Below are 25168 nucleotides of genomic sequence, written 5' to 3'. Positions count from 1 at the left end.
TTACGCCGCCAGCGCCCCCGGCATCACGGCCCGTGGCCCGAACTTCGCCCGGGCCCGGTCCGCGACCTCCTCGATACGGCGGACCTTCTCGTCCACGGGGTCGAAGGTGAGCTGGTAGGAGGCCTGGCCGGCGGGGGCCAGGCCCTCGGCGCGCAGGGTGAGCGCGCGGACCCGGGCGCGCTGGAGACCGAGCGCCTCGTACATGCCGTAGGCCGTCCTCGTCAGGGACGCCGAGTGAGCGGTCGGTTCCTTGAGGGTGCGGCTGCGGGTGGTCGAGGAGCGGTCGGCGTAGCGCACGGTGAGGGTCAGGGTGCGGCAGACCTTCTCCACCGCACGCAGCCGGGCCCCGAGTTCCTCGGCGGCGGACAGCAGCGCCGTGCGGTGCCGATCGGGGTCCAGCTCGTCCAGGTCGAAGGTGCGGTCGGCGGCGAAGGATCGGGAGACGGCGTTCGGGACGACCCGCCCGCGGTCGATGCCGCTCGCCTTCTCGCGCAGCTCGCGCCCCGTCTTCGCGCCGATCAGCCGCTGCAGCGTGGACAGGGGCGCGGCGGCGACCAGACCCAGCGTGTCCAGGCCGTACTCGCACAGGGTGCGGGCGGTCGCCGTACCGACGCCGGGCAGTGCGGACACGGGCCGCCCGGCGAGGAACTCCGCGATGGCGTCCGGCTCCTCGGGCACGGCACAGGTCACCCCGGGACGGGCGTCGCGCAGCGCCACGCGGGCCAGCATCGGACCCGGTCCGGCGCCGATCACACAGTCGACGCCGTACAGCGCGAGGGCCCGGACCCGGATCACCGAGGCCAGCTCCACACCGCTGCGCCCGAAGTACCGCTCGGCACCCCGGAGATCGGCCAGCCCCCCGTCCGGAGGCAAGGCCTCCACGACCGGGGTGAACTCCTCCAGCAGCCCGAGCAGCCCGGGCAGGGCCGCCTCGCACATCGGCGGCAGCTGGAAACGTACACAGAGAATGGTCATCCCGCACTCCCCGGACTCTGGTGCCACAACTTCCGTACCGCTGAAGGCCCTTGTGGGGCCTCCTGACCGGCGGGCCGCAGGTCGGCCCACGGATGCATCTCGTACCCGGTCGGCAGATGGATCCGGCGGCCGCCCGTCGGGTCCGCCCCGTCCGCGCCCTCCCGAACGGGCTCCGCCAGCCGGGCGGCCACCTCGTCGAGACCGCCCTCGGCGCGCAGTTCGACCAGTTCGGCGAGGTTCCAGGCGGCGGAGCCCACCACGCTCAGACTGCGCGGGCCGCGCCGCTGCACCACCCCGCGCACCAGCAGCAGCCAGGAGTGGAAGACGGTGTGCGCGCAGGCGTCGTGGGAGTCGTCGAAGAAGGCGAGGTCGACCAGACCCGTGCCGTCGTCCAGCGTGCTGAAGATGACCCGCTTGCCGGACCGGATCGGCGGGGTCTGGGTGGCCGCCTTGGCGCCCGCGACCAGCACCGTCTCCCCGTGCCTGGCCTCGCGCAGCCGACGCGCGGACACCACGCCCAGCTCCTCGAGGAACTCCCGGTGGTCGTCCATCAGATTGCGCGAGGCGTCCATGGACAGCACGCCCAGCTCGGCGCTGAGCCGCTCCGCCGGGGTCAGGTCGGGCAGCCCGGCCGAGGCCGTCTCCCTGCCACCGGCCAGGGGGAGCTGACCACCGCCCCCGCCCCGGGCGCCCCGGTGCAGCTCGGTCAGATGCAGCTGCAGATCCCGCCGGTTGGCGCCGAAGGCGTCCAACGCACCCACTTGTGCGAGCCGCTGGGCGAGGGGACGGCTCGGCCGCGCCCGCTCCCAGAAGTCGAGCAGCGAGGCGTACGGCTGCCCGTCCGCGATCCGCTTCGCCTCGGCCTCGCTGATGCCGTACACGTCGGAGAGCGCGAGCCGCAGCCCCCACACCTCTGATTCAGACACCAGTTCGATCCTGTGTGCCGCGCCGGACACATTCACGTCCAACGGCAGGACCGGCACCCCGCGCCGCCGCGCGTCCGCCAGCAGCAGCCGCTTCGGATACATCCCAGGATCATGCGTGAGCAGCCCGGCGTAGAAGGCGGCCGGGTGATGGGCCTTCAGCCACGCCGACTGGTACGTCGGCACGGCGAAGGCGACCGCATGCGCCTTGCAGAAGCCGTACGACCCGAACGCCTCGACGATCTCCCAGGTCCGCTGAATCGTTTCCGCGCCATATCCGTTGGCCGCCGCATGCTGCGCGAACCAGACCCGGATCCGCCCCTGCGACTCCGGATCGGACAGCCCGCGCCGCACCGCGTCCGCCTCGGCCCGGCCGCAGCCGGTCATGATGTCGACGATGTGGATGATCTGCTCGTGGAAGACGACGACCCCGTACGTCTCCTTCAGCGGCCCCTCCAGATCCGGGTGCGGATACCGGATCGGCGCCCGCCCGTGCCGCGCCTCGATGAACGGCCGCACCATGTCGGCGGCCACGGGCCCCGGCCGGAACAGCGAGATGTCGACGACCAGGTCATGAAAGGTGGCCGGCTGGAGCCGCCCCACCAGATCCCGCTGGCCGGGCGACTCGATCTGGAAGCACCCCAGAGTCTCGGCGGACCGGATCAGTCGATACGTCGCCGGGTCACCCCCCTGCACGGCATCCAGATCGATCCGCTCCCCCGTCGCACGCTCCACCTCGGCGACCGCGTGCGCCATGGCCGACTGCATCCGCACGCCCAGCACGTCCAGCTTGAGCAGCCCGAGGTCCTCCACGTCCTCCTTGTCGAACTGCGACATGGGGAACCCCTCGCCGCTGGTCGGCACGACCGGCGTACGGGCGAGCAGCGAGGCATCGGACAGGAGCACCCCGCACGGATGCATGGCGATCCCGCGCGGCAGGGCGTCGAGGGCCTCGACCAGCTCCCACATCCTGCCGTACCGCGCGCCTTCCCGCTGAAGCTCCCCTGCGAGCTGCTTCAGCTCGGGCAGCTCCTCCAGCGCGGCACGGGCGTCCCGGGCCCGGATGTGCGGGAAGGACTTGGCGATGCGGTCGATGTCGGCGGGGTCCATGGACAGGGCGGCCCCGACATCACGAATCGCGTGCCGCACCCGATAGGTCTCCGGCATGGCGACGGTCGCGACCCGCTCGGTGCCGAACCGGCCGATGATCGCGCGGTAGACCTCCAGCCTGCGCGCGGACTCCACGTCGATGTCGATGTCGGGCAGGGCGAGGCGGCGCTTGGACAGGAAGCGCTCCATCAGCAGCCCGTGCTCGACCGGATCGGCGTGCGCGATCCCGAGCAGATGATTGACGAGGGAGCCGGCACCGGACCCACGGGCGGCCACCCGAATCCCCATGCCCCTTACGTCGTCCACCACTTGGGCAACCGTCAGAAAATAGGAGGCGAAGCCGTGATGGGCGATGATGTCCAGCTCGTCATGCATCCGCGCCCAGTACTCCCGGCGGTCGGCATAGCCCCGCAGCACCATGCCCGCGGCGGCCCGCGAGGCGAGCGCCCGCTGGGCGGTGCGACGCCCGGCACCGACCAGATGCGCCTCGGGGAAATGAACGCTACCCATGCCGAGGTCGTCCTCGGGATCGACCAGGCACTCGGCGGCCGTGGCCCGGGTCTGCTCCAGCAGCCGATGAGCGGTGTCGCGCCGATAGCCGGCCGCCTCCACCACCCGCTCGGCGACCCGCAGCATGGCCTGCGCGTCCTTCAGCCAGGCCTCGCCCGAGTCCAGCTCCTTACGAGGATCGATCGGAACCAGACGGCGAGCGGCATCCAGCACGTCGGCGACCGGCCCCTGACCGGGATCGGCGTACCGAACCGCGTTACTGAGCACGGGCCGGACCCGCTGTTCGGCGGCGAAGCCGACCGTACGGGCGGCCAGCCGCAGAGAGCCGGGCCCCGCACCTTCACGACCGTGCCAGACGGCCTCCAGACGCAGCGCGTCACCGTAGACCTCACGCCAGGGAACGAGCAGTTTGGCGGCCCGATCGGGACGCCCCGCGGCAAGGGCGCGCCCCACATCGGAGCCGGGCCCCAGCAGCACGCTCAGACCATCGCCGTGATTGCCGTCCCAGGGCAGCGAAGGCGCACCCTCACCCTCGTGTGCCGCCGTGACGATCCTGCACAGATCGGCCCAGCCGCGGGCGCCGTCCCGGGCGAGGAAGGTCACCCGGGCTGCCGACTCGTCGACAAAGGCACCCCCACGCACCGGAGCACGCCGCCGCTCACGTCGCGCGACCACAGGCTCACCCACCGCAAGATTCACGCCGAACAGCGGGCGAACCCCGGCCTTGGCACACGCCTTGGCGAATCGCACCGCACCCGCAAGGGTGTCGCGATCAGTAAGGGCGAGCGCGTCCATGCCCCGTTCCGAGGCACGCTCGGCCAGCCGCTCCGGGTGCGAGGCTCCATACCGCAGGGAAAACCCGGAGACGGTGTGCAGATGCGCGAAGCCCGGCACACGCACCTCCCGCACTCGTGAGCCCCGAACAGCTCTCGAACATCAGTTCCCACCCCCACCATACCCTCATTCTCGAACAAGTGTGCGACATCCGTTCGAGCACCTCTCACCTGCATGGATGTCGCCGAAGACCGCACCCGAGCGGGCCGCCGCAGGCATGAGACGACGAGTCCCGCCCCACACACGGGACGGGACTCCGACGAAGCAGCAGCCGGGGCGTCAGCCGATCTGCGCCCCCGTGGCCGAGAGCGCCTCGGTGACCGGCTGGAAGAAGGTCTCCCCACCGGAGGTGCAGTCACCGCTGCCACCGGAGGTCAGCCCGATCGCGCTGCTGCCGGAGAACAGCGAGCCACCGCTGTCACCGGGCTCGGCGCACACGTCGGTCTGGATCAGACCGCTGACCGTGCCCTCGGAGTAGTTGACGGTGGCGTTCAGTCCGGTGACCGTGCCGTCGTGCACCTTGGTGGTCGAGCCGCTCCGGGTGACCTTCATACCGACGGTGGCCTCGGCCGCGCCGGTGATCTGCTGGGCGGACCCGTTGTAGAGGTCGACCTCGCTCGGGTGATCCACACCCGAGGTGTACTTGACCAGACCGAAGTCGTTGCCCGGGAAGCTGGACTGCTCGTTCTTGCCGATGACCTTGCCGGAGGAGTCCGACCAGCTGGAGATGGCCTCGGTGCAGTGCCCCGCGGTCAGGAAGTACGGCTGCCCGTCCTTGACCACGTTGAAGCCGAGCGAGCAACGCCCGCCCGACCCCGTGATGGCGTCGCCACCGGCGATGAAGGCCTTGAACTCCCCCTTCGACCGCTTCAGTTCGGCCTTGGCCCCGAGCCCGTCGACGACCTTGCCGAGCTTCGCCCACTCGCCCGCGGACACTGTCCTGTCCGCGGTGACGACGACCTTGTCGGTGACCGGGTCGGTCGCCCACGAGGTGCCGGGGATGGTGGCGTCCTTCTTCAACGTCGCCCGTGCACCGTCGAGTTCGGCCAGCGAGTGGGCGACGATTCTGGCCTTGGCGCCGGCCGCCCGGACGGACCTTGCGGCGGTGGCGTCGAGCACGTTGACGACGAGGCTCTTGGTCCGGGCGTCGTAGTAGCTGCCCGCGGCGTCGGACCCGAGGTCCTCGACGAGCGCCGAGGCGAGCTTTCCGGCCGCCGGAACGGACAGAACCCGTGACTCCGGGGTGGACTTGGCAGGTTCGCTGGCGTTCGCAGTCTGGAAGGTGACACCCGCGGCGACCAGTGCGGCGATTCCCGCGCCGGTCATGACGGCCCGCCGCCTGGGTATGCGTCGGTGCTGCAACTCACGTCCTCCTGTGGGGGGTCGACCCGGGAGGTTGTGGGGACCTCTGGGGCCGGAAGGCTGGTTGACGGGCGCCCACTCTTCCGAACCGCACAGGGAGCACACAAGGTCGACTTCAGGACGCGCGCACGAAGTGACCGCACGCCCCCGCCCACTTGGGCGTACGACGGTCACCCCAGGGAATTCGCACTGCAAACACTACGTGCGAGTAACCCATCGGCGGACAGTGACGGTTGCCCCTGGCCGGAATACAACCTTCCCCGGACAGGGGCGAGCCCCCGCACGCAACACGCGCGCGGGGGCTCGCAGAGCCGGACCGACTCAGGGAAGGGTCACACCGTAGTAGCTCAGTGCCTCGGTGACCGGCTGGAAGAACGTCGTACCGCCGGAGCTGCAGTTGCCGCTGCCGCCGGAGGTCAGGCCGTAGGCCACGCTGCCCGCGTAGAGCGGACCGCCGCTGTCGCCGCCCTCGGCGCAGACCGTGGTCTGGATCAGGCCGTAGACGATGTCACCGCTGCCGTAGTTGACGGTCGCGTTCAACGCGGTGACCCGGCCACTGTGGGTGCCGGTGGTGGAGCCGCGCCGGTAGACGGTCGTACCCACGGACGGAGTGGCCGCGCTGCTGATGGTCTGGTTGCCGACCGCGCTCGGGTGCGCGATCGAGGAGTTGGTGTAGCGCACCAGCGCGAAGTCGTTGCCCGGGAAGCTGTAGCCGACGTTCGTGCCCAGCGTCGTGGTGTGGCCGGAGTTGCTGTACCAGGTCGAGGCGACCTCGCCGCAGTGACCGGCGGTCAGGAAGTAGTACGTGCTGCCGCTGCGCACGTTGAAGCCGAGCGAACAGCGGTACGCGCCGCCGTAGATGGCGTCGCCGCCGCTGATCAGCTTGTTGAACTTGCCGGACGTGTGCTTGATGGTCAGCGCGCCCGCGTTGCCGCCGGCCTGCCGCTCGATCTTGGCGATCTCGGCCTGGGAGACCGTGCTGTCGACGGTGACGACGACACGGTTGGTCCTGCCGTCCACCGCCCAGGCCGTGCCGGCGATGTCGGCCTTGAGGACGGAGTCGCTCGCCTTGGTGAGCTGGGTCGCGCTGAACGTGTGGGCGTCGCCGGCGTTCGCGGTGGGGGCGGCGAACGCAGCTGCGGCCAGGAAGCCGGTGGCCACGGCGATCAGCCGGGTCCGTCTTGTGATGCCGCTGTGGGGAGTGGTGCGCTTGATCCTCACGTTTCGTTCCCTCCCAGGGGAAGTCGGGGGCCCGCGTGGGGTCGGGGCCCGTGAGGCGCAGCCAGGGGCCGGTCCTGGGTTCCGAACACGCATGCCCCTGACAAGCGCTGGGGGGAGTATTCGGCCGAACGGCCGGTAGGCACAAGGGTGCCTTTCGGCCGTCAACATTTGAACCACTCCTACGCACCGGCCCCCTGACGTCAGCTCAGGACGCGCTCCCCCGCCTCGATCGCCACGTCCAGCCGGTTGCCCGGCGGCGGGAAGGGGCAGATGAAGTGAGCGGCGAAGGCGCACGGCGGGAGCTGGGCGCGGTTGAGGTCGACCGTGGTCCGGCCCTCGGCGTCCGGTGCCTGCGGGAACAGGAACCGGAAACGGAAGCTGGTGTCGCCGCTGGTGGCGTCGCCGAACACCGCCCACAGCCGGCCGTCGCCCTGCTGCGCGACCTGGAGCGTGAGATCGTTTCCGGCCAGGGTGAAGGCGAGTTCCCCGGCGAGGGCGAGCCCGCGCTCCCGTCCGTCCGCGTTGCCGACCCGCACCGTGCGCGTGTCGTCGTACGGCGTGAAGCGCCCCGGCACCGACCAGCGCGGCTCGTACGAGGTGGCCTCGATGCCCCGGAAGGCGCGGCGGGCCTCGGCGGCGGGGTCGTAGACCCGCACCCCCCACACGTCCTCGCGGACCAGCACGACCAGCCGCTTGTCGCCCAGCGCGACCCTCGACCCGTCCTCCGGCCCGAGGTCGGCGGCGAGGTGGACCTCCCCGGCGAAGGGCCGTCCGTCCAGGGTCAGCCCGTCACCTTCGGCGGCGGCGAGCACCACCCCGTCACCATCTGCCACCCACGTCCCGGGAATGTCCGGAAGTCGCCCCTCCGGATGGTCCTCGACCCAGTGCGTGGCGGTCAGCGCGAGCGGCCCGTAGGGCGCCGAGATCCTCTCCACGCGCTGCTCGTGCCACTGCTTCCACGCGTCCGGTGCGTCGCCGGTCATACGATCCTTTTCCTTTCCTACGCGCCCGGCCCTCCCACGGCGGGGCGGGCAGCCCGAGGTGTGAGCGCGGGGTCGCGCCCCGGTATTCCGTGCGGAACGAGGCGGGAAGCCGAACGCAGCTGCCGCCGTACGGTCATGGCGTTCCGTCGCTCGTGACGTTCCCCCGCTCATGGCGTTCCCCCGGTCACGGCGTACCGGTCCAGGCCCAGGTGCTCGCGCAGGGTGCTGCCCGGGTAGAAGGTGCGGAACAGGCCGCGGTGCTGGAGCAGCCCCACCGTGCCGTTGACCAGCCGCTCCAGGTCACGGCGCGGCTCGACGGGCACGAGATGGAAGCCGTCGGTGACGTCCGCCGTGTGCCAGGCGGCGATCAGCTCCGCGAGGTCGACGGGACCGCCCCGGTACAGCGGGCCCCGTGCGGTGGGCCGGGGCCCGCCTCCGCCGTGCCCGGGCTCGGCCGCGTACTCTCCGTCGCCGAGGTCGACGAGCAGACTCACCAGGACGCGCAGGGCGCCCGGATTCCTGCCGAACTCCCCCGCCTGGTCCTGCAGTTGCCTGCGTAAGGCGCCGGCCCGCGCGGGGTCGGCGACCCGGACCAGGGCCACGTCGGCGTACCGGGCCGCGGTGGACCGGGCCGGTTCCGCGGTGGCGTCGACCACGAGCACGGGGTGGCGGCCCCGCGGGGGCCTGGGCAGCTCCGAGCCGTCCGCCCCGCCGTCCCACAACCGCCCGACCACCTCGGCGACTTCGCCCGCCTCCTGCCACAGCGCGGCAACAGGAGCAGCATGCCTTCCCCCGGAGAGGCGGGCCTCGTCCTCGGTGGTGGACACGTCGATCCGCCAGCCGGCCCGGCCGCGGCCTGCCCGGTCGAGAGCGGCGACGGCGGCCCCGACCCGGAAGGGCTCGGTGCGCGTGGTGGTGACGGTCGGGACCAGCCCGATCCGCCGGGTGGCGGACGCCACGCGCGACAGCACGGCGAGCGCGTCGGGCCCTGGGCGCACCTCGGGTGCTGAGCGCACGTCCGGCCCTGGCGGCGCGAAGGAGTCGTCCAGCGTCACGAAGTCGAGCCCACCGCGCTCCGCGAGCTGCGCCAGCTCTGCGCAGGAGGCGGCATCGACGGATCCCTGCTGATCGACGGCGGCGGCAAGATGCAACAGCCCACGCCCGTACCGCCCGCCCACGGCACCGTAACCAATGGCCACCACTCCCCTCCCTCACAGCACCTTCGCCAGAAACGCCCGAGTGCCGAAGCTCTTGTGCACCGGCCTGATGTCGACCATGACGCTCATCGTGCGAACTCCTTTACGAATGAGGCGCTCAGGAAGGCCAGCGCGGCCCGCGCCGTCGCGTCGTTCTGCCGGAACGCGGGCCCGCCGGTACGCGGCCGGGTGAAGACGCCGGGTGTGCGGGCGTCGGTGAACGGGCCGAGCGCGAAGCGCCGTGGATGCGGCCGGCCGGGCCCGTCGAGGATCCGGCCGTCGGCGGGGTCGACGCGCAGCAGCCCCCCGGGGGTCTCGGCGGCCCCCTCGGCATGCAGTTCCCGCAGCAGGGTGTCGCGGGCCCGTCCCACGGTCGGCTCGGGCAGCCGGGCCTCCACCAGCGCCCGCGCCTCGACGGAGTGTCCCGGCACGGTCGGACTGGTGGCCCGGAACACCCCGTCCTCGGCGGTGACGGTCATGTCGGCGCCGACGAACCGCAGGATCCCGGCCCGGGACAGGGCGAGCAGTTGCCGCAGCCGGGGCCCGGGCGGCCCGGACGCCAGGTAGCTGAAGAAGCCGTGCCACCAGGGGCCTATGTTCCCGAGCCGCACCAGCTGCCCGTAGACGGACAGCAGCCCGAGGAAGACGCCCAGGTCGGTGCTGCGCGCCGGATCGTGACGACGGCTCAGGTCACTCTCGACATAGCCGCGCAGTCCCTCCTGGAACTCCTCGTGCGAGGTGTACCGCACCCCGTCGAGCGGGTGGTCGAGCGCGGCGAGGTCGAGGCGGTCCGCCGGGTCGGGTACGGCGGTGGCGACGAGCGCCGCGATCTCGGCGGGGTCGGCGGCGGCCGCGTACCTCTCCTCGAAGTCGGCCCAGGCCATCGCCGTACGCTCGGCGTGGGCGGTGAACAGCCGGTGGTAGTGGGCGAAGCCCAGCTCCTTCTCCACCAGTGGCCACACGTCGCGCCGGAAGTCGAAGCCACCCGGCCTGGCCAGCAGCGCCTCGACCTCGGGCGGGCCGAGAAAGCGGGGCAGCGCGGGCCGGGGGCCGGTCCAGTCGTAGCCGATCTTCGCGTGGTACGGCACTCCGCGCCGCGAGCCGACGTACAGCACCGGCTCACGGCCCGAGGGGACGTAGGTGTCACCCTCGTAGCGCCCGCCTCGTCCCTCGGTGAGCAGCACCATCAGGTCGACGAAGGCCAGCCCGAAGCCGCGTACCAGGACGGGTTCGCCGGCCTTCAGCGGGGACAGGTCGCTGTCGGCGGTGAAGTCGGGCGGCAGGTGGACCAGGCCGTGCTCCCGCGCGTACGCGACCGACTCGGCCTGGTCGGGGTCGGGTTCGGAGTCGAGGTGTCCGAGGGCGAGGACGACCAGGTCGGCGAGCAGCGGACGCGGGCGGCCCTCCAGCCACACCTGCTGGCGCCCTTCGCGCGGGCCGGTCACCCGCAGGGCGCGCCGGGGATGGTGGTGGACGGTGACGCCCGGGGGCAGCTCGGCGACGGCCCGCTCGTACACCCAGCTCAGGTAGCGGCCCTGGAGCTGCCGGTCGGCGAAGGTGCGGCCGTCCAGCCGCGCCCACTCGTGCAGGGTGGGGCCCTCGCGCACCGGGCCGGCCATCGGCACGGTCTCGTCGGTGAACATGGTGACGTCCTCGGCGTGCGAGTTCATCCACAGCAGCGGCGACTGGGCCGCGCGCCAGATACGTCCGCCGCCCGGCGGATGGGGGTCGACCAGATGGATGTCGAGGCCCGAACCGGTGTACAGCTCGGGTGCGTTGGCGGCGATGCGTTCGAGGAGTCCGGTCCCCCGCGGCCCGGCTCCGACGATCACCAGCTGCGGCCTCATCGGGCGGACTCCGTCCCGTGCGCGCAGCGCTTCTCGACGTAGTACTGCCCGACGTCGAGGACCGAGGTGACGATGGTGTACCAGAGGGTGGCGAGCAGGGTGCCGAGGGCGAAGCCGAATGCGGCGAGGGTGGCGAAAGACATGGGAAGGCTCCGTGACGACGAGGGTCCCTCCCGCTCGAGCGAAGCCGAGAGTGGGGGACGCACACGGTGGGTGCCTTCACACGGGCGCGCCGTGCGGCGCGCATACGGCCGAGCCCCTCAGCAGGGCCGTTCGTCGAGAGTACGTGGGCGTTTCCCGCCGCTGTCAAGGCCGTCCACACTGTGAGCCGTACGTCTCAACTCAGTTGACGCAGAACCGGATGCCTGTTCCACTTGCCCCATGCATCCACAGCAGTGGCTGGTCACCCGCTCCCACATCGACTTCGGTCGCGTGTGGTCCTGTTCGTGTTGAGCTGACCCCCTGCGCGTCCGCCTCGGAGCGGGCCCATGCGTTCTCCCTTTCTCCTTCGCCTTCACACGCGCACCCCTCCCCTCGCGGTTCTGCACGCCGGATCAGCCCGCCGGAGCCGAAGAACTGACGTTCATTCACCCATACGCTCCGTGCATCACCCATCCGCCTTCGACAATCATATTTCACTCACAGTCAGCAGCCGTACGAGTCAAGACCCTTGGGGCACAAGGACTCTCGACGGATCGTCTCTGCACCAGTACCGTCACAAACCCCCCGCGCGGCGTCTATCCACTTGGCGCGCCGTCCGCATCATGGATGACCATAGGGATGCGGAAGCAAGAAGGACCGCTGTGAGAGGAGGCGTCCATGGGATCGGTACGCAAGGCGAGTGCGTGGCTCGGCCTCGTCGACGACAACGATGACGAGCGCTACTACGACGACGACTACTCCGAGGGTGCCGAGTCCGGGGACGCCTGGGTCACGGACCCCCGGGTGAAGGTGGCCACGGACACGGCCGAGGAGAGGGGCCGCCGGATCGGCACGGTCACCCCGGACAGCTTCCGGGACGCCCGCGCCATCGGCGAGCTGTTCCGGGACGGGGTCCCGGTCATCATGAACCTCACGGTGATGGAGCCCGCCGACGCCAAGCGCGTGGTGGACTTCGCGGCCGGGCTGACCTTCGGTCTACGGGGCACGATCGAGCGGGTCGCCAACCGGGTCTTCCTGCTGACGCCCGCGAACACGGAGATCATCAGCGGTGAGCCGGCGGCGCGCCGCGAGGACGGTTTCTTCAACCAGAGCTGAGGCAGGGCCGCTCACCGGCCCTGCCTCGGCCCCGAGGGGTCAGCGGAAGGCGTCGAGCCCGGTGAGCGCCTTGCCCAGCACGAGCTGGTGCATCTCGACGGTGCCCTCGTAGGTGAGCACCGACTCGAGATTGGTCGCGTGCCGCATCACGGGGTACTCGAGGGAGATCCCGTTGGCACCGAGGATCGTCCGCGCCGTACGGCAGATCTCGATGGCCTCGCGGACGTTGTTGAGCTTGCCGAAGCTGACCTGCTCGGGACGCAGGCGGCCGGCGTCCATCCGCCGCCCCAGATGGTGGGCGAGCAGGATTCCCTTGTGCAGTTCGACCGCCATGTCGGCGAGCTTGGCCTGGGTGAGCTGGAAGCCGCCGATGGGCCGCCCGAACTGCTCCCGCGTCTTCGCGTACTCCAGGGCCGCCTCGAAGCTGCTGCGCGCCGCGCCCATCGCGCCCCAGACGATGCCGTAGCGGGCGTGCGACAGACAGCCGAGCGGTCCGCGCAGCCCGGTGACCTCGGGGAGTACGGCGGTGGCGGGCAGTCGTACGTCGTCCATGACGAGTTCGCTGGTGACGGAGGCGCGCAGGGACCACTTGTGCTTGATCTCGGGCGCCGTGAAGCCGGGGCGGTCGGTCGGTACGACGAACCCGCGGATGCCGTCCTCGGTCTGCGCCCAGACGACGGCCACACCGGCCACGGACCCGTTGGTGATCCACATCTTGCGGCCGTTGAGGATCCAGTCGTCCCCGTCGCGCTTGGCGTGGGTGCGCATGGAAGCGGGGTCGGAGCCGTGGTCGGGCTCGGTGAGCCCGAAGCAGCCGATCACCTCGCCGGAGGCCATGCGGGGCAGCCACTCCTGCTTCTGCTCCTCGCTGCCGAACCGGTGGATCGCGTACATGGCGAGCGAGCCCTGCACGGAGACCAGCGACCGGATGCCCGAGTCGGCGGCCTCCAGCTCGAGACAGGCAAGGCCGTACTGCACGGCCGACGCGCCCGCGCAGCCGTACCCGGTGAGCGACATGCCGAGGGCGCCGATCCCGCCGAGTTCGCGCGCCAGTTCCCTGATGCCGGGCAGCTCGCCCTTCTCGTACCAGTCGGCGACGTAGGGCAGCACGCGGTCGGCCGCCCAGCTGCGGACCGTGTCCCGTACGGCCAGGTCCTCCGGCTCCAGGAGGTCGTCGATCCCGAGCGGGTCGGCGGCGTCGAACGGGGGCAACTTCGCGGACATGGAACACCCTCCGGCACACTGAGGCACGGTGAAAACTAGCAACGCTAGTTACGCTGTGCAGCCGACGTTACGGCGCGGCGTCCCGCACGTCCAGAGCCGCCACGACGACCCTCGGCTTCTCGGCCTCCCGCGGGGCCGGCAGCTCCACCTCGGCGGACTCCTCCCCGCACTGCATGATCCGCGGCAGCCGCAGCGCCATCACCGCGCCCAGCAGCAACAGGCCCGCGCTCACCAGCAGGGTCACATGCAGCCCGTGCACGAAGGAGTCCCGGGCCGCCCGGCGCAGCGCGGCGCCCGCGGGCCCGCCGAGCCGCCCGGCGACCTCGTAGGCCTCGCCCAGCGAGTGCCCCGCCGCGTCCGACGCGTGCGGGGGCACGCCCGGCACCGACGCGAGACCGGGTGCGTAGGCCGCGTTCATCACGCTGCCGAGCAGCGCGATCCCGATCCCGGCGCCGAGCTGGTACGACGTCTCGCCGATCGCCGCGGCCCCGCCGGCCTGCTCGGCCGGGGCCTCGCTCAGCATCGACTCGTACGCCCCGAAGAGGGTCGTCTCCAGGCCGAACCCGAGCAGGACGAAGCCGAACAGCAGCAGGCCCGCGTTGTCGGTCGCACCCATCGCGGTCAGCGTCAGGACCGCCGCGGCGGTGAGGCAGAAGCCGAAGCACACCATCCGGCGCGGTCCGAAGCGGCGCAGCATCCGCGCACCCGCGAGGCCCGCCGCCATCGCCGCGATGGTCAGGGGCAGCAGCCTCAGGCCCGTCTCCAGCGGCGACAGACCGAGCACCAGCTGGAGGTACTGCGCGGCGATCAGCTCCAGGCCGACCAGCGCGAGCATCGCCAGCACGATGCAGCCCACCGAGGTGCTGAACGCCGGCCGCCGGAACATCCGCAGGTCCACCAGCGGGTGCGGGCGCCGCCCCTGCCGTCGTACGAAGAAGAAGAGGAGCGCCGCACCCACCAGCAGCGGCACCAGCGTGAACGGGCTCGTCGGCGGCTCACCGCCGCCGAGCCGCTTCACGCCCAGCACGACCCCGAACAGACCGACCGCCGCCATCAGCGCGCCGACCACGTCCCACGGGCCACCTCCGTCACCGCGCGACTCGGGCAGCAGCAACCGGCCGACCGGCAGGCTGACGAGCATCAGCGGGATGTTGACGAGGAAGACCGCGCCCCACCAGAAGTGCTCCAGCAGGAAGCCGCCGAGCAGCGGACCGACCGCCGCGCCGACGGCCGCGACCGCGCTCCAGATGCCGATGGCCAGCGCGCGCTCGCGCCGGTCCGGGAAGACCTGGCGGAGGATCGACAGGGTCGCGGGCATGATCATCGCGCCGCCGACGCCGAGCAGGGCCCGGGCGAGGATCAGCGTCTCGGCGGTCTGTGCGAGGGCGGCCACGGCGGAGGCGACACCGAAGAGGGCGTAGCCGAGGAGGAGGATGCGCCTGCGGCCGACCCGATCGCCCAGGGTGCCGAACAGGATCAACAGGGAGGCGCAGACCAGCGGGTAGACGTCGACGATCCAGAGCAGTTCTATCGCGCCGGGCCTGAGGTCCTCGGTGACGGCGGGGACCGCCACGTGCAGCACGGTCGCGTCAAGGGCGACGAGCAGCAGGCTGACGCAGAGGACGACGAGGACGACCCAGCGGTTTGCACCGGCCCCGGTCGCCCGACGGCGCAGCCGTACGGCAGCCGTGGTCGTCCCGGACATGTACGTACCTCCCAGATGATCCCTCGCGAGCGGCGGATCGGCGGGGTGGGGACTCCCCGTCGTACGGCCGGAGAGGAGCGGTGTCTCCGGCCCGCGCAAACCCACGCGGGTGACTCGTCAGCGTACGCGAGTTCACTGCGGGGTCACGTGGCGGACCTCTCACACGCAGGACCGAACCCGTGTGGCGTACGCCACTGCGCCCGCCCTTGACCACGTCCCGGCGGGCTGTCCGGTTCCCGGTCCGGTCGATAATCGAGCCCGTGACCGATCTTGACACGCGCGTGGCACCACCCCGCACCCCCGACCTGCGCCGGGCGGCGCCGGCCCTCCTCGGGTACGCGGCCGTCCGCGCCCTGGGGCTGGTCGCGCTGGCCGTGTGGAGCGGCGCGCGCGGGAAGAGCCCGTACACGCTGCTGACCGCGCGCTGGGACTCCCTCTGGTACACCCGGGTCGCCGAGCTGGGCTACGGCTACGAGGTGCGGCTGCCGAACGGCGACGTCCACTCCAACCTGGCGTTCTTCCCGCTGCTGCCCTGGCTGGAGCGGCTGCTGCACGCGGTCGCGCCGCTGTCGTACGCGGACGCCGGCTTCGTCGTCAGCCTGCTCGCCTCGCTGGCGGCGGCCTGGGGGATCTTCGCGGTCGCGGAGTGGGTGTACGGGCCGAGGGCGGGGGTCTGCGCGGTCCTGCTGTGGGCGGTGCTGCCGGTCGGGATCGTGCAGTCGATGGCGTACAGCGAGTCCTTGTTCACGGCGCTGGCCGCGTGGTCGCTGTACGCGGTGCTGAGCGGCCGGTGGGTGAGCGCGGGCGCACTGGCGGCGCTGGCCGGGCTGACCCGGCCGGTGGGGCTCGCGGTGGTCGCGGCCGTGTGGGTGGCGGGCGTGATCTCGTTCGTGCGAGACCGAAGCGCGCCAGGCACGTACGGCGCACACGACACGACACGCTCCCCTTCATTCACCACCGGCGCATCCATATGGCGACGCGCCCTCGGCATGCTTCTCGCGCCCCTGGGCGCCGCCGCCTATGTCCTGTGGGTCGGCCACCACACCGGCAAGGGCCCGCTCGGATATCTCGATGTACAGGCCGGGTGGCGCAACGGGTTCGACGGCGGGTACGCCTTCGCACGCTTCGTAGTCGACAAGTTCACGTCATTTCCGTCCGCTCTCGCCGGCGCGGGCCTGATCATCGGAGTTGCTCTGCTGATCTGGCTCTACGTGATCGGCGTACGCCAGGGCCAGCCCGTCACGCTGCTGGTGTACACGGGCGTCGTCCTGGCCCTCGCCCTGTGCGCGTCGAGTTACTTCGGGTCGAAACCGCGGCTGCTGATGCCGGCCTTCCCGGTGCTGTTCCCGCTCGCCCGCGCCCTGGCCCGGCCGCGAGTGTCCAGATCGGCGCTGGTCACGGCGGGTGTGGCGGTGGCGACGGCGGTCTACGGCGCCTTCTGGCTGAACGGCTCCGGTCCCCCGTGATCGACTTCGGCGGTTCGATGAGCACCCTCTGAATTCCACCCCATGATTCGGTGAACGAATTCATAAGCGCCATAAAACCGGCCCCCCGACATGATCAAAGGAATTGCAGGAAGCAGGCTCACCGGATTACGGAATCCCAGGAATTCGGACTGCTCCTGAGAGGTTTCCCACATCACATCGTCATCACAAAGCGGCTGTTTCGACCGGGAACAGAGCTCACTCGCTGTAACGTCGATTGGGTGCGTACCGAACGAAACCTCACCCGGAGTCTGGACCGGGTGTTCGCCAGGCTGGACCGTGAGCCGGAACGACCGGCTCACATCGATGTGCCGAGGATGAGCCGGCACCGGGTCGTGCTGTTCACGGCGACCCTCGCCTTTTACCTGGCGATCGTCTGGGCCGTGGTGATCACCTCCTGGCTGGTCCGGCTCGACTGGCAGGTCATGTTCTTCCGGCCCTACCAGCAGTGGCCGCAGATCCACGCCTTCCTCGACTACTACGTGGTGCTCGGCCAGCGCGGCCCCACCGCCGTGATGGTCGCGGCCTGGCTCGGCTGGCGCTCCTGGCGGCAGCACACGCTCCGCCCGCTGCTGACCCTGGCCACCTCGCTGCTGCTGCTCAACATCACGGTCGGCTCCGCCAAGCTCGGCATGGGGCGGCTCGGTCCGCACTACGCGACCGTGATCGGCGCGAACGAGATGGGTATGGGCGGCGATATATTTCCCAGCGGCCACACCGCCAACGCGGTGGTGACCTGGGGAATCCTGGCGTATCTGGCCTCCACCCCGAGAGCGCGCCGCTGGCTGTCCGCGCTCTCCGCGGTCACCTCGCTCGGCGTCGGCCTCACCACCGTCTACCTCGGTACGCACTGGCTGAGCGACGTGCTGCTGGGCTGGGCCGCCGGCCTGCTGATCCTGCTCGCCCTGCCCTGGTTCGAGTCGCTGATCGCCAAGGCCGAGACCGCACTCTTCGACCTGCGCGACCGCTGGCGCGCCCGCCGCGCCCGTACGGTGCCCGCACCGGTCGTCCCGGTCACGCCCTCGCCGGTGCTGCTCAAGCCGCGCCCCGCGCCCGCCGAGCAGAGCGCCGCCCCGGCGCGCGAGCCGGTGTCGCCGGTACGCGGCTCCCGCGCCCCGATCCATCTGGCCCCGGGCCCGCACACGGCCCGTTCGGAGCGCACCCCGGTCACCCCGGCGGGCAGCCGCCGCCCGCCGCACGCCGACCGCCTCCCGCGCGGCACCGCCCAGCCGGCCCGCCCCCTGACCGGCAACTGACGCTCCACCACGGCGACGGGTCCGGTACGCACAGCCCACCCCCGCCATGACGAAGGCCCCGCTCCCGGGAAGAGGGAGCGGGGCCTTCGTCGCAGCGGCCGGCGGGAGCGGGCTCAGCCCTTCCAGGCGCGGGCCACCCGGCCGTCCCGTACCTCGAAGTTGAGCCGGCCCACCCGGTACTCCATGGTGATGATCGTGCCCGGCGGCAGGGACCGTACCGTCGACCACCCGCGCTCCCGAGCGAGCCGCTCGGCGCGCGCGGCGTCGAGGCCGACGTACCCGTCCGGACTGTCCTGGGGCTCCGCTGGCGGAGTGGGAATCGGTGCCATGCGGCCACGCTAGGCCGCATCGGACGACGGCGGAAGCCGCACCGGCGGACCGCGTCCCGGAGCCCTCTCCGATCCCTCCCCGGTCACACTTCTGTCACAGGTTCCCGACACGCGTTTCCCTCGAACTCCATCACACGTACGGGGGTTTCCGTACCGCTCGCCGGGGCAATCGAACAGAATTCCCGCGTGTCGGAGCAGCCCCTCGAATTACTCGCCGGAATACGCCTCGGCGTGGATCGGAGCGGGTCCCGGATGCGATTCCCCGAGGAATCCGGCGCCATGCCCGGCGAGCTGACACCGCATAGGAAATTCACGGATTCAGCACACGATCGACGTACCCGTCAGTCCGTCCCGGATCCGCCCCGCGGCCCCGCGGCCCGCGCCAGTGCGGCGTCCAGCCGGTCCCGGACCCCCCTGATCACCTCGTTCAGCTCGACGGGCTCCAGCACCTCGAAGGGGAGGCCGGTCATCATGATGTGAATGACCATCACGTCGAGGTTCGGGGCACCGCTGCGCAGGATGCACGCGTCCTCACCGTCGGCCTCCAGCATCCCCGCGGACGGCGAGATCCGCTCGGCCGCCTCCCGCAGGGGCACCAGCAGCCGGACGGTGGAGTGCGTGGCGTACGCGCTCGTGGAGACGCCCTTCGACACATAGGCGGCGAGGTCCTCGGCGGGCGGCTCGCGCGGGTCGAAGCGCGGGCCGTGCGGCGGCTTCGGCGTGATGCGGTCGACGCGGAAGGTCCGCCAGTCCTCCCGGTCGACGTCCCAGGCGACCAGGTACCAGCGCCGCTCGGTGCACACCAGCCGGTGCGGCTCGACGGTACGGCGGCTGGCGGTGCCCTCGTGGCTCAGGTACTCGAAGCGCAGCCGCTCGGCGTCCCGGCACAGGTGGGCGAGTTCGCTGAGCACGGCCGGGTCGACGGGGGCCGACGGCGGACCGCTGCGCAGCATCGGCACGGTGAAGGCGTTGAGGGCGCCCACCCGGCGGCGCAGCCGGTCCGGCAGCACCTGCTCCAGCTTGGCCAGGGCGCGTACGGAGGTATCGCCGATGCCCTCGATGCCCTGTCCCGCCGCCGTGCGCAGTCCGACGGCGACGGCGACGGCCTCGTCGTCGTCCAGCAGCAGCGGCGGCAATTCTGCGCCCGCACCGAGCTGGTAGCCGCCGCCGGTGCCGGGGCTCGCGTTGACCGGGTAGCCCAGTTCGCGCAGCCGGTCCACGTCCCGGCGGACCGTACGCGAGGTGACACCGAGCCGCTCGGCGAGATCGGCGCCGGACCACTCGCGGTGGGCCTGGAGCAGCGAGAGCAGACGCAGCAGTCGTGCCGAGGTCTCCAACATGGGGCCGAGTCTGCCAGCCGATGCGGACAGCCGCTGTCCTCATTCAGGACAGCGGCTGTACCGGTCGGGTGCTCGGCACCCGTCGTGTGCCTCAGAGCGCGAGGCGCTGGCCGGGCACGATCAGGTTCGGGTCGCCGCCGATGACCTTCTCGTTGGCGGCGTAGATCCGCTTCCAGGTGGTCCCGTGCCGGGCGGCGATGGCGCTCAGGGTGTCGCCCTCGCGGACGGTGTAGTCACCGCGGGACACACTGCGGCCGGTGTGGCCCGTCGCGTGTTCCGGCGCCTTCACCGGTACGGACTTGGCCGGGGCGGACTTCGTCGTCGCGCTGCTCTTCGAGGCACTCGTGCCCGAGGTGCTCGTACCCGGGGAGCCGGCCGCCGGTGCCGTGCCGGAGGCTCCGGCCCGGGCCGAGCAGACCGGCCAGGCGCCCCAGCCCTGGGCGCCCTGGACCTTGGTGGCGACGGCGATCTGCGCGCTCCTGGAGGCCTGGTCGGCCGTCGGGGCGTAGGCGGTGCCGCCGTACGCGCGCCAGGTGCCGGCGGAGAACTGGAGCCCGCCGTAGTAGCCGTTGCCGGTGTTGATGTGCCAGTTGCCACCGCTCTCGCACTGGGCGATGCGGTCCCACACTCCGTTGTCCGCCGCGGCGGCGTTGCCGGTCGCGGCCAGCAGCCCCAGCGGGGCCAGCAGCGCCGCCCCGGCGAGGGCGGCCGTCGTACGGCCCTTGCGGGCGCTGTCGTGACGAGCGGTGTTGCGGGTGGTATCGGCACACTCGGACATGTAATTCCCTCTCCACGAACCCGGGCTCCCCCAGGCGGAGCACGCCTCCCCGCGTAGGACCGCGGTTCGTCGCGCCCGCCCCGTCCGCCGCGGCCGGTACCTGATCGTGCTCTGTCCGGTGCCGGCCGGTGGACGTACCCGAGCGGTGCTCGCTGCACACGGCGGAGGAATGTAGAGAGATCGGGCCGCCGATATCAACCAACTCCCTGTCATTCCAGGCCAGTTCGCCGTTACCTTGGGTATCGGCGATTTTCGGCCAGCCGTTTCATCCGCTGATTTCACGATTTTTCGACCACCTGCTCAGGCGATCTGTGACTCACTTCACCCGTTCAAGTTCCTTGAGTGCGTGACGACTTGACGGTGAGTGGCCGATTCCGTGCTGAAGGTGACCCTGTGCGGTGGTTGGTTCGATTCCGTTATCCCCTGGGCGTGACCACCACCACAGGACACCCGTTGTCTCTGCATGAGCCCGGAACCCCGGGGCTCAGGGGCCGGGATCCACCCGGCCGACCCAGCACCGCATCCCGATGGGAGCCACCGTGCCGCGCATGCTCGACGTCAGTGACGCCGTACGCGCCGAGATCGGCGACGAAGAAGCCGACCGGCTGCTCGCCGGAGAGAACGCCCCGGGCAGTTACGACTGCACGTCCTGCCGCACCCCGGGCGACTCCGAGCAGGAGCGCACCAGCACCGTTCTGTTCGTCGGCGACGAGACCGCCGTGCTCGCCTTCGCCCACGCCAGCTGCCTGCCCTCGCAGGTCGTCCAGGTCACCGAGGAGCAGCTGCAGGGCGCGGTCCGCTCCATCGGCGGCAGCGCCGCCGGTATGGGCGAGCCGCACCGGGCGGTGCCCGAGCAGGCCGTGCTCGGCGTGACCAGCGGACTCGTCCTCGTCGAGGGCGAGTTGCACCCCGCGCTCGTGGTCGAGCCGACCGCGCCCATCGTGCGCCCCGGCTCCGTCGCGGCCGGTGACGACTTCCTTCCGCTCCTCATCGAGCAGGGCTTCATGCCGGTGACCGAGCTGGCGACCGTTCCGCCGGTGCTGCACGGCTGGTCGGTGCTGCTCGCCGTCGGCCAGCTGCACGCGGTGCTGCAGCCGGGCACCAAGGGAGGGCAGCCGGTGGCCTGGTGGCAGGCGCATCAGCCGCTGCAGGTGACGGACAGCTGGCGGGCTGCCGCCAACAAGCACCAGCAGGTACTGATGTTCGCCGCGCCGGTGGGATCCATCGGGCGCCAGCCTCGGGAGGACCTGCTGCGGGAGGCGCTGGACAAGGCCGCGGCGAACGGGAAGCTGGTGGCCGCGGCGCTTCCTCTCGCGGGTACCTGACAGTCGCCTGACAGGCGGGGAGCTGCGGTGCGTTCGCGGGTGCGGGTGCATCGTGGTTTCTCGCGCCCCGATTTGTCCGACCGCATCTCTTTGAGGTGCCGGTCGTTTGGACATACGTGCACGCATACGACGCTCACTCCCGCCGGTCCGCCTTCCCCTCCGTTCCGTCCGCGCGGACGGGGCAGGAGGGAGTCGGTGGGTCATCGGCCACGCCGATCTACGACTCGCTCTACGCGGAGTGGGTCAAGACCTTCCGTACGCTGCCGGGCGACCGCAGCGGCGAGGAGGGGCTGGACTTCACGGCCTTCGGGAACATGCCGCACGGCACGGGCTCGTACGGCGGACACCGGCCGGGGTCGTTCAGCAGCTCGTACAGCGCCTACAGCGCGGGTGCCTACAGCGCGCGGCAGCAGTCGCAGTGGCAGCGGATCGGCACCCTCGGGCGGCAGCAGGACACCGGGATGCACCATGTTCCGGCGGGACTGCCGCCTGCTCCGCGCCGGGGCGTGTGACGTACGGACGACGAAGGGCGGCTCCTGGAGCAGGAGCCGCCCTTCGTGACGGGCCGTGGAGGTACTACTTCTTCTTCGTGCCGCGCTTCTCGCGCACCCGCACCGAGATGTGGATCGGGGTGCCGTCGAAGCCGAACTCCTCGCGCAGGCGGCGCTCGATGAAGCGCCGGTAGCCCGCCTCGATGAAGCCGGAGGCGAAGAGGACGAACCGCGGCGGCTTGGTGCCGGCCTGGGTGCCGAACAGGATGCGCGGCTGCTTGCCGCCCCGGACCGGGTGCGGGTAGGCCGAGACCAGCTCGCCGAGGAAAGCGTTCAGACGGCCGGTGGGCACGCGGGTCTCCCAGCCGGCGAGCGCGGTCTCGATGGCCGGGACCAGCTTCTCCATGTGGCGACCGGTGCGGGCCGAGACGTTGACGCGAGGCGCCCAGGCGATCTGGGCCAGCTCGGTCTCGATCTCCCGCTCCAGGTAGTAGCGGCGCTCCTCGTCGAGGGTGTCCCACTTGTTGTAGGCGATGACCATGGCGCGGCCGGCCTCGACGGCCATGGTGATGATCCGCTGGTCCTGCACGGAGATGTTCTCGGAGGCGTCGATCAGGATGACCGCGACCTCGGCCTTCTCCACGGCCGCGGCCGTGCGCAGGGAGGCGTAGTAGTCGGCGCCCTGCTGGAGGTGGACGCGCTTGCGGATACCGGCGGTGTCGACGAACTTCCAGGTCACGCCGCCCAGTTCGATCAGCTCGTCGACCGGGTCGCGGGTGGTGCCCGCCACCTCGTTGACGACGACGCGCTCCTCGCCTGCCACCTTGTTCAGGAGGGAGGACTTGCCGACGTTCGGGCGGCCGATCAGGGCGATGCGGCGCGGGCCGCCGGTCGCGGCGCCGCCGAAGGTCTGCTCGGGCGCGGTCGGCAGGGCCTCCAGGACGGCGTCGAGCATGTCGCCGGTGCCGCGGCCGTGCAGGGCCGAGACCGGGTGGGGCTCGCCGAGGCCCAGGGACCAGAGGTAGGACGCGTCGGCCTCGCCGCTCGGGCCGTCGACCTTGTTGGCGCACAGCACGACCGGCTTGCCGGCCTTGCGCAGCAGTCGTACGACCGCCTCGTCGGTGTCGGTGGCGCCGACCTTGGCGTCCACGACGAAGACGACCGCGTCGGCCGCCTCGATCGCGTACTCGGCCTGGGCGGCCACGGAGGCGTCGATGCCGAGGACGTCCTGCTCCCAGCCGCCGGTGTCGACGACCTTGAAGCGGCGGCCCGCCCACTCGGCCTCGTAGGTGACACGGTCGCGGGTGACGCCCGGCTTGTCCTCCACGACCGCCTCGCGGCGGCCGATGATCCGGTTCACCAGGGTCGACTTGCCGACATTGGGGCGACCGACGACGGCGAGCACGGGCAGCGGACCGTGGCCCGCCGCCTCGATGGCGCCCTCGACGTCCTCGATGTCGAAGCCCTCTTCGGCGGCGAGCTCCATGAACTCCGCGTACTCGGCGTCGCCGAGCGCCCCGTGCTCGTACTCGTGCTCGGCCGAGTCGTCGGGCTGGATCTGGTCGTTCATGAAGTCCGTACCTCGTCGTTCATCGTGGTGATCGGTGGAGCGGCCCGCCAGGGGCTGATCCACTACTCAAGTGTCGCCTAGCGCCCGGTCAGGCGCCTGGCGTTTTCCAGGTGGCTGGTGAGCTGCTTCTGGATGCGCTCGGTCGCCTCGTCCAGCGCCCTGCGCGTGCGCCGTCCGCTGCCGTCGCCCGCCTCGAACGGGTCACCGAAGACGACGTCGACGCGGGAGCGCAGCGGGGGGAGTCCCTTCATCAACCGTCCCGGCTTCTCGGAACTTCCCAGGACCGCCACGGGCACGATCGGTGCCCCGCTGCGGACCGCGAAGTAGGCGAGCCCGGCGCGCAGCGAGGCGAAGTCGCCCTCGCCCCGGGTGCCCTCCGGGAAGATGCCGAGCACTCCCCCGTTGTCCAGGACGCCGAGGGCGTCGCTGATCGCCGTGCGGTCGGCGGAGGTGCGGTCCACCTTCAGCTGGCCGATGCCGGTCAGGAACGTGCCCAGCAGACCGACGAACGCCTCCTTCTTGATCAGGAAGTGCGTCGGCCGGGGCGAGACGCCCATGACCATCGGGCCGTCGATGTTGTGGGAGTGGTTCACCGCGAGGATCGCCGGGCCGCTCGCGGGCACCCTCCAGGCGCCGAGCACGCGCGGCTTCCACAGCCCGTTCATCAGGCCGACGCCGATGCGCCGCCCGACCTCGGCGCCCCGCTCGGACGGAAGGCTCACTTCCCGGCTCGCTTCTCCTCGACCAGGGTGACGACGCACTCGATGACCTGGGCGAGGGTGAGCTCGGTGGTGTCGACCTCGACGGCGTCGCCGGCCTTGGCGAGCGGCGAGGTCTTGCGGCTGGAGTCGGCCGCGTCCCGCTTGATCAGCGCCTCGCGGGTGGCGTGGACGTCCACGCCCTTCAGCTCGCCGCTGCGGCGGGCAGCGCGGGCCTCCGGGGAGGCGGTGAGGAAAATCTTCAGGTCGGCGTCCGGCAGCACGGTCGTACCGATGTCGCGGCCCTCCACCACGATGCCGTACTCCGCACCGGCGGCCAGCGAGCGCTGCAGCTCGGTGATCCGGGAGCGCACCTCGGGCACCGCGCTGACCGCGCTGACCTTGGAGGTGACCTCCTGGGTGCGGATCGGGCCGGCCACGTCGACGCCGTCGACCGTGATGGTCGGGGCGGCCGGGTCGGTGCCGGAGACGATCTCCGGCTTGCCGGCGACGGCCGCGATCGCGGTCGGGTCCTCCAGGTCTATGCCGTTGGACACCATCCACCAGGTGATCGCCCGGTACTGGGCGCCGGTGTCCAGGTAGCTCAGGCCGAGCTGCGCGGCGACGGCCTTCGACGTGCTCGACTTGCCCGTGCCGGAGGGGCCGTCGATCGCGACGATCACGGACTTGGCGGTCGGGGCGGCGCCGTTTTCCACGGGAGGGCACCTTCCTGGTGAAGGGTGGCGGGTG

At 71.5% G+C, this 25168-nt stretch carries 21 protein-coding genes; 5 read left to right on the top strand and 16 right to left on the bottom strand.

Annotated features, from left to right (window positions below; translation table 11 throughout):
- From ACIRVH_RS11665 to ACIRVH_RS11630, 8 genes are all read right to left on the bottom strand, one after another.
- The gene (locus ACIRVH_RS11665) at nucleotides 1–975 is read right to left on the bottom strand and encodes a DNA polymerase thumb domain-containing protein (protein WP_403951093.1); all 975 of its coding nucleotides are present in this window, start codon (nucleotides 973–975) and stop codon (nucleotides 1–3) included.
- Nucleotides 972–4412 (bottom strand): DNA polymerase III subunit alpha, encoded by a 3441-nt coding sequence (locus ACIRVH_RS11660; protein WP_403951091.1) that lies wholly within the window; start codon nucleotides 4410–4412, stop codon nucleotides 972–974. The genes ACIRVH_RS11665 and ACIRVH_RS11660 overlap by 4 nt, the downstream gene beginning before the upstream one ends.
- Before the next feature lie 219 nt (nucleotides 4413–4631).
- Nucleotides 4632–5714 (bottom strand): S1 family peptidase, encoded by a 1083-nt coding sequence (locus ACIRVH_RS11655; RefSeq protein WP_403951088.1) that lies wholly within the window; start codon nucleotides 5712–5714, stop codon nucleotides 4632–4634.
- Between the two features lie 321 nt (nucleotides 5715–6035).
- Nucleotides 6036–6935: a S1 family peptidase gene (locus ACIRVH_RS11650; RefSeq protein WP_403951086.1), complete on the bottom strand. Its 900-nt coding sequence runs from the start codon at nucleotides 6933–6935 to the stop codon at nucleotides 6036–6038.
- Nucleotides 6936–7135: 200 nt separating this feature from the next.
- Nucleotides 7136–7918, bottom strand: a complete 783-nt coding sequence (locus ACIRVH_RS11645) for a DUF1684 domain-containing protein (protein ID WP_403951083.1) — start codon at nucleotides 7916–7918, stop codon at nucleotides 7136–7138.
- A 167-nt stretch (nucleotides 7919–8085) separates the two neighbouring features.
- Nucleotides 8086–9096: an LLM class flavin-dependent oxidoreductase gene (locus ACIRVH_RS11640; protein WP_403951976.1), complete on the bottom strand. Its 1011-nt coding sequence runs from the start codon at nucleotides 9094–9096 to the stop codon at nucleotides 8086–8088.
- 104 nt (nucleotides 9097–9200) lie between these two features.
- Nucleotides 9201–10961 carry an FAD/NAD(P)-binding protein gene (locus tag ACIRVH_RS11635; RefSeq protein ID WP_403951081.1) on the bottom strand — a complete coding sequence of 587 codons (1761 nt, stop codon included), beginning with the start codon at nucleotides 10959–10961 and terminating at the stop codon, nucleotides 9201–9203.
- Nucleotides 10958–11104, bottom strand: coding sequence for a hypothetical protein (locus ACIRVH_RS11630; RefSeq protein WP_403951079.1), 147 nt, complete (start codon nucleotides 11102–11104; stop codon nucleotides 10958–10960). The genes ACIRVH_RS11635 and ACIRVH_RS11630 overlap by 4 nt, the downstream gene beginning before the upstream one ends.
- A 676-nt stretch (nucleotides 11105–11780) precedes the next feature.
- Between ACIRVH_RS11630 and ACIRVH_RS11625 the strand changes: the two genes are divergently transcribed.
- The gene (locus ACIRVH_RS11625) at nucleotides 11781–12218 is read left to right on the top strand and encodes a cell division protein SepF (RefSeq protein ID WP_403951076.1); all 438 of its coding nucleotides are present in this window, start codon (nucleotides 11781–11783) and stop codon (nucleotides 12216–12218) included.
- Nucleotides 12219–12257: 39 nt separating this feature from the next.
- Here ACIRVH_RS11625 and ACIRVH_RS11620 read toward each other — a convergent pair whose 3' ends face one another.
- The gene (locus tag ACIRVH_RS11620) at nucleotides 12258–13442 is read right to left on the bottom strand and encodes an acyl-CoA dehydrogenase family protein (protein WP_403951073.1); all 1185 of its coding nucleotides are present in this window, start codon (nucleotides 13440–13442) and stop codon (nucleotides 12258–12260) included.
- 67 nt (nucleotides 13443–13509) lie between these two features.
- A complete protein-coding gene (locus ACIRVH_RS11615) occupies nucleotides 13510–15147 on the bottom strand; it encodes an MFS transporter (RefSeq protein ID WP_403951071.1) in 1638 nt (545 codons plus the stop codon).
- Nucleotides 15148–15407: 260 nt separating this feature from the next.
- On the opposite strand from ACIRVH_RS11615, the gene ACIRVH_RS11610 reads away from it, so the two are divergent.
- Both ACIRVH_RS11610 and ACIRVH_RS11605 read left to right on the top strand, forming a co-directional pair.
- The gene (locus ACIRVH_RS11610; RefSeq protein ID WP_403951068.1) at nucleotides 15408–16613 is read left to right on the top strand and encodes a mannosyltransferase family protein; all 1206 of its coding nucleotides are present in this window, start codon (nucleotides 15408–15410) and stop codon (nucleotides 16611–16613) included.
- Nucleotides 16614–16852: 239 nt separating this feature from the next.
- Nucleotides 16853–17887 carry a phosphatase PAP2 family protein gene (locus ACIRVH_RS11605; RefSeq protein WP_403951067.1) on the top strand — a complete coding sequence of 345 codons (1035 nt, stop codon included), beginning with the start codon at nucleotides 16853–16855 and terminating at the stop codon, nucleotides 17885–17887.
- A gap of 113 nt (nucleotides 17888–18000) precedes the next feature.
- Here the strand turns inward: ACIRVH_RS11605 and ACIRVH_RS11600 are convergent, their stop codons facing one another.
- From ACIRVH_RS11600 to ACIRVH_RS11590, 3 genes are all read right to left on the bottom strand, one after another.
- On the bottom strand, nucleotides 18001–18216 hold the full coding sequence (locus tag ACIRVH_RS11600) for an I78 family peptidase inhibitor (RefSeq protein ID WP_389187957.1): 216 nt from the start codon (nucleotides 18214–18216) through the stop codon (nucleotides 18001–18003).
- A 341-nt stretch (nucleotides 18217–18557) separates the two neighbouring features.
- Nucleotides 18558–19556 carry a helix-turn-helix transcriptional regulator gene (locus ACIRVH_RS11595; protein WP_403951063.1) on the bottom strand — a complete coding sequence of 333 codons (999 nt, stop codon included), beginning with the start codon at nucleotides 19554–19556 and terminating at the stop codon, nucleotides 18558–18560.
- 91 nt (nucleotides 19557–19647) lie between these two features.
- On the bottom strand, nucleotides 19648–20334 hold the full coding sequence (locus ACIRVH_RS11590; protein WP_403951060.1) for a transglycosylase family protein: 687 nt from the start codon (nucleotides 20332–20334) through the stop codon (nucleotides 19648–19650).
- Nucleotides 20335–20873: 539 nt separating this feature from the next.
- Between ACIRVH_RS11590 and ACIRVH_RS11585 the strand changes: the two genes are divergently transcribed.
- Together ACIRVH_RS11585 and ACIRVH_RS11580 are read left to right on the top strand one after the other, a co-directional pair.
- Entirely contained in the window at nucleotides 20874–21659 is a 786-nt protein-coding gene (locus ACIRVH_RS11585) for a hypothetical protein (protein ID WP_403951974.1), read from the top strand.
- 116 nt (nucleotides 21660–21775) lie between these two features.
- Entirely contained in the window at nucleotides 21776–22171 is a 396-nt protein-coding gene (locus ACIRVH_RS11580; protein ID WP_403951057.1) for a hypothetical protein, read from the top strand.
- 64 nt (nucleotides 22172–22235) lie between these two features.
- Here the strand turns inward: ACIRVH_RS11580 and der are convergent, their stop codons facing one another.
- From der to cmk, 3 genes are all read right to left on the bottom strand, one after another.
- Nucleotides 22236–23720 (bottom strand): ribosome biogenesis GTPase Der, encoded by a 1485-nt coding sequence (gene der, locus ACIRVH_RS11575; protein ID WP_403951055.1) that lies wholly within the window; start codon nucleotides 23718–23720, stop codon nucleotides 22236–22238.
- A 77-nt stretch (nucleotides 23721–23797) separates the two neighbouring features.
- Nucleotides 23798–24385, bottom strand: a complete 588-nt coding sequence (locus ACIRVH_RS11570; protein WP_403951971.1) for a lysophospholipid acyltransferase family protein — start codon at nucleotides 24383–24385, stop codon at nucleotides 23798–23800.
- Between the two features lie 53 nt (nucleotides 24386–24438).
- The gene (gene cmk, locus ACIRVH_RS11565; RefSeq protein WP_403951053.1) at nucleotides 24439–25134 is read right to left on the bottom strand and encodes a (d)CMP kinase; all 696 of its coding nucleotides are present in this window, start codon (nucleotides 25132–25134) and stop codon (nucleotides 24439–24441) included.
- Between the last annotated feature and the right edge of the window lie 34 nt (nucleotides 25135–25168).

The organism is Streptomyces sp. NPDC101165, assembly GCF_044768135.1.
Taxonomy (GTDB): Bacteria; Actinomycetota; Actinomycetes; order Streptomycetales; family Streptomycetaceae; genus Streptomyces.
Note: the sequence above shows the minus strand (reverse complement) of the source record. Positions and strands in the feature narration are given on the sequence as shown.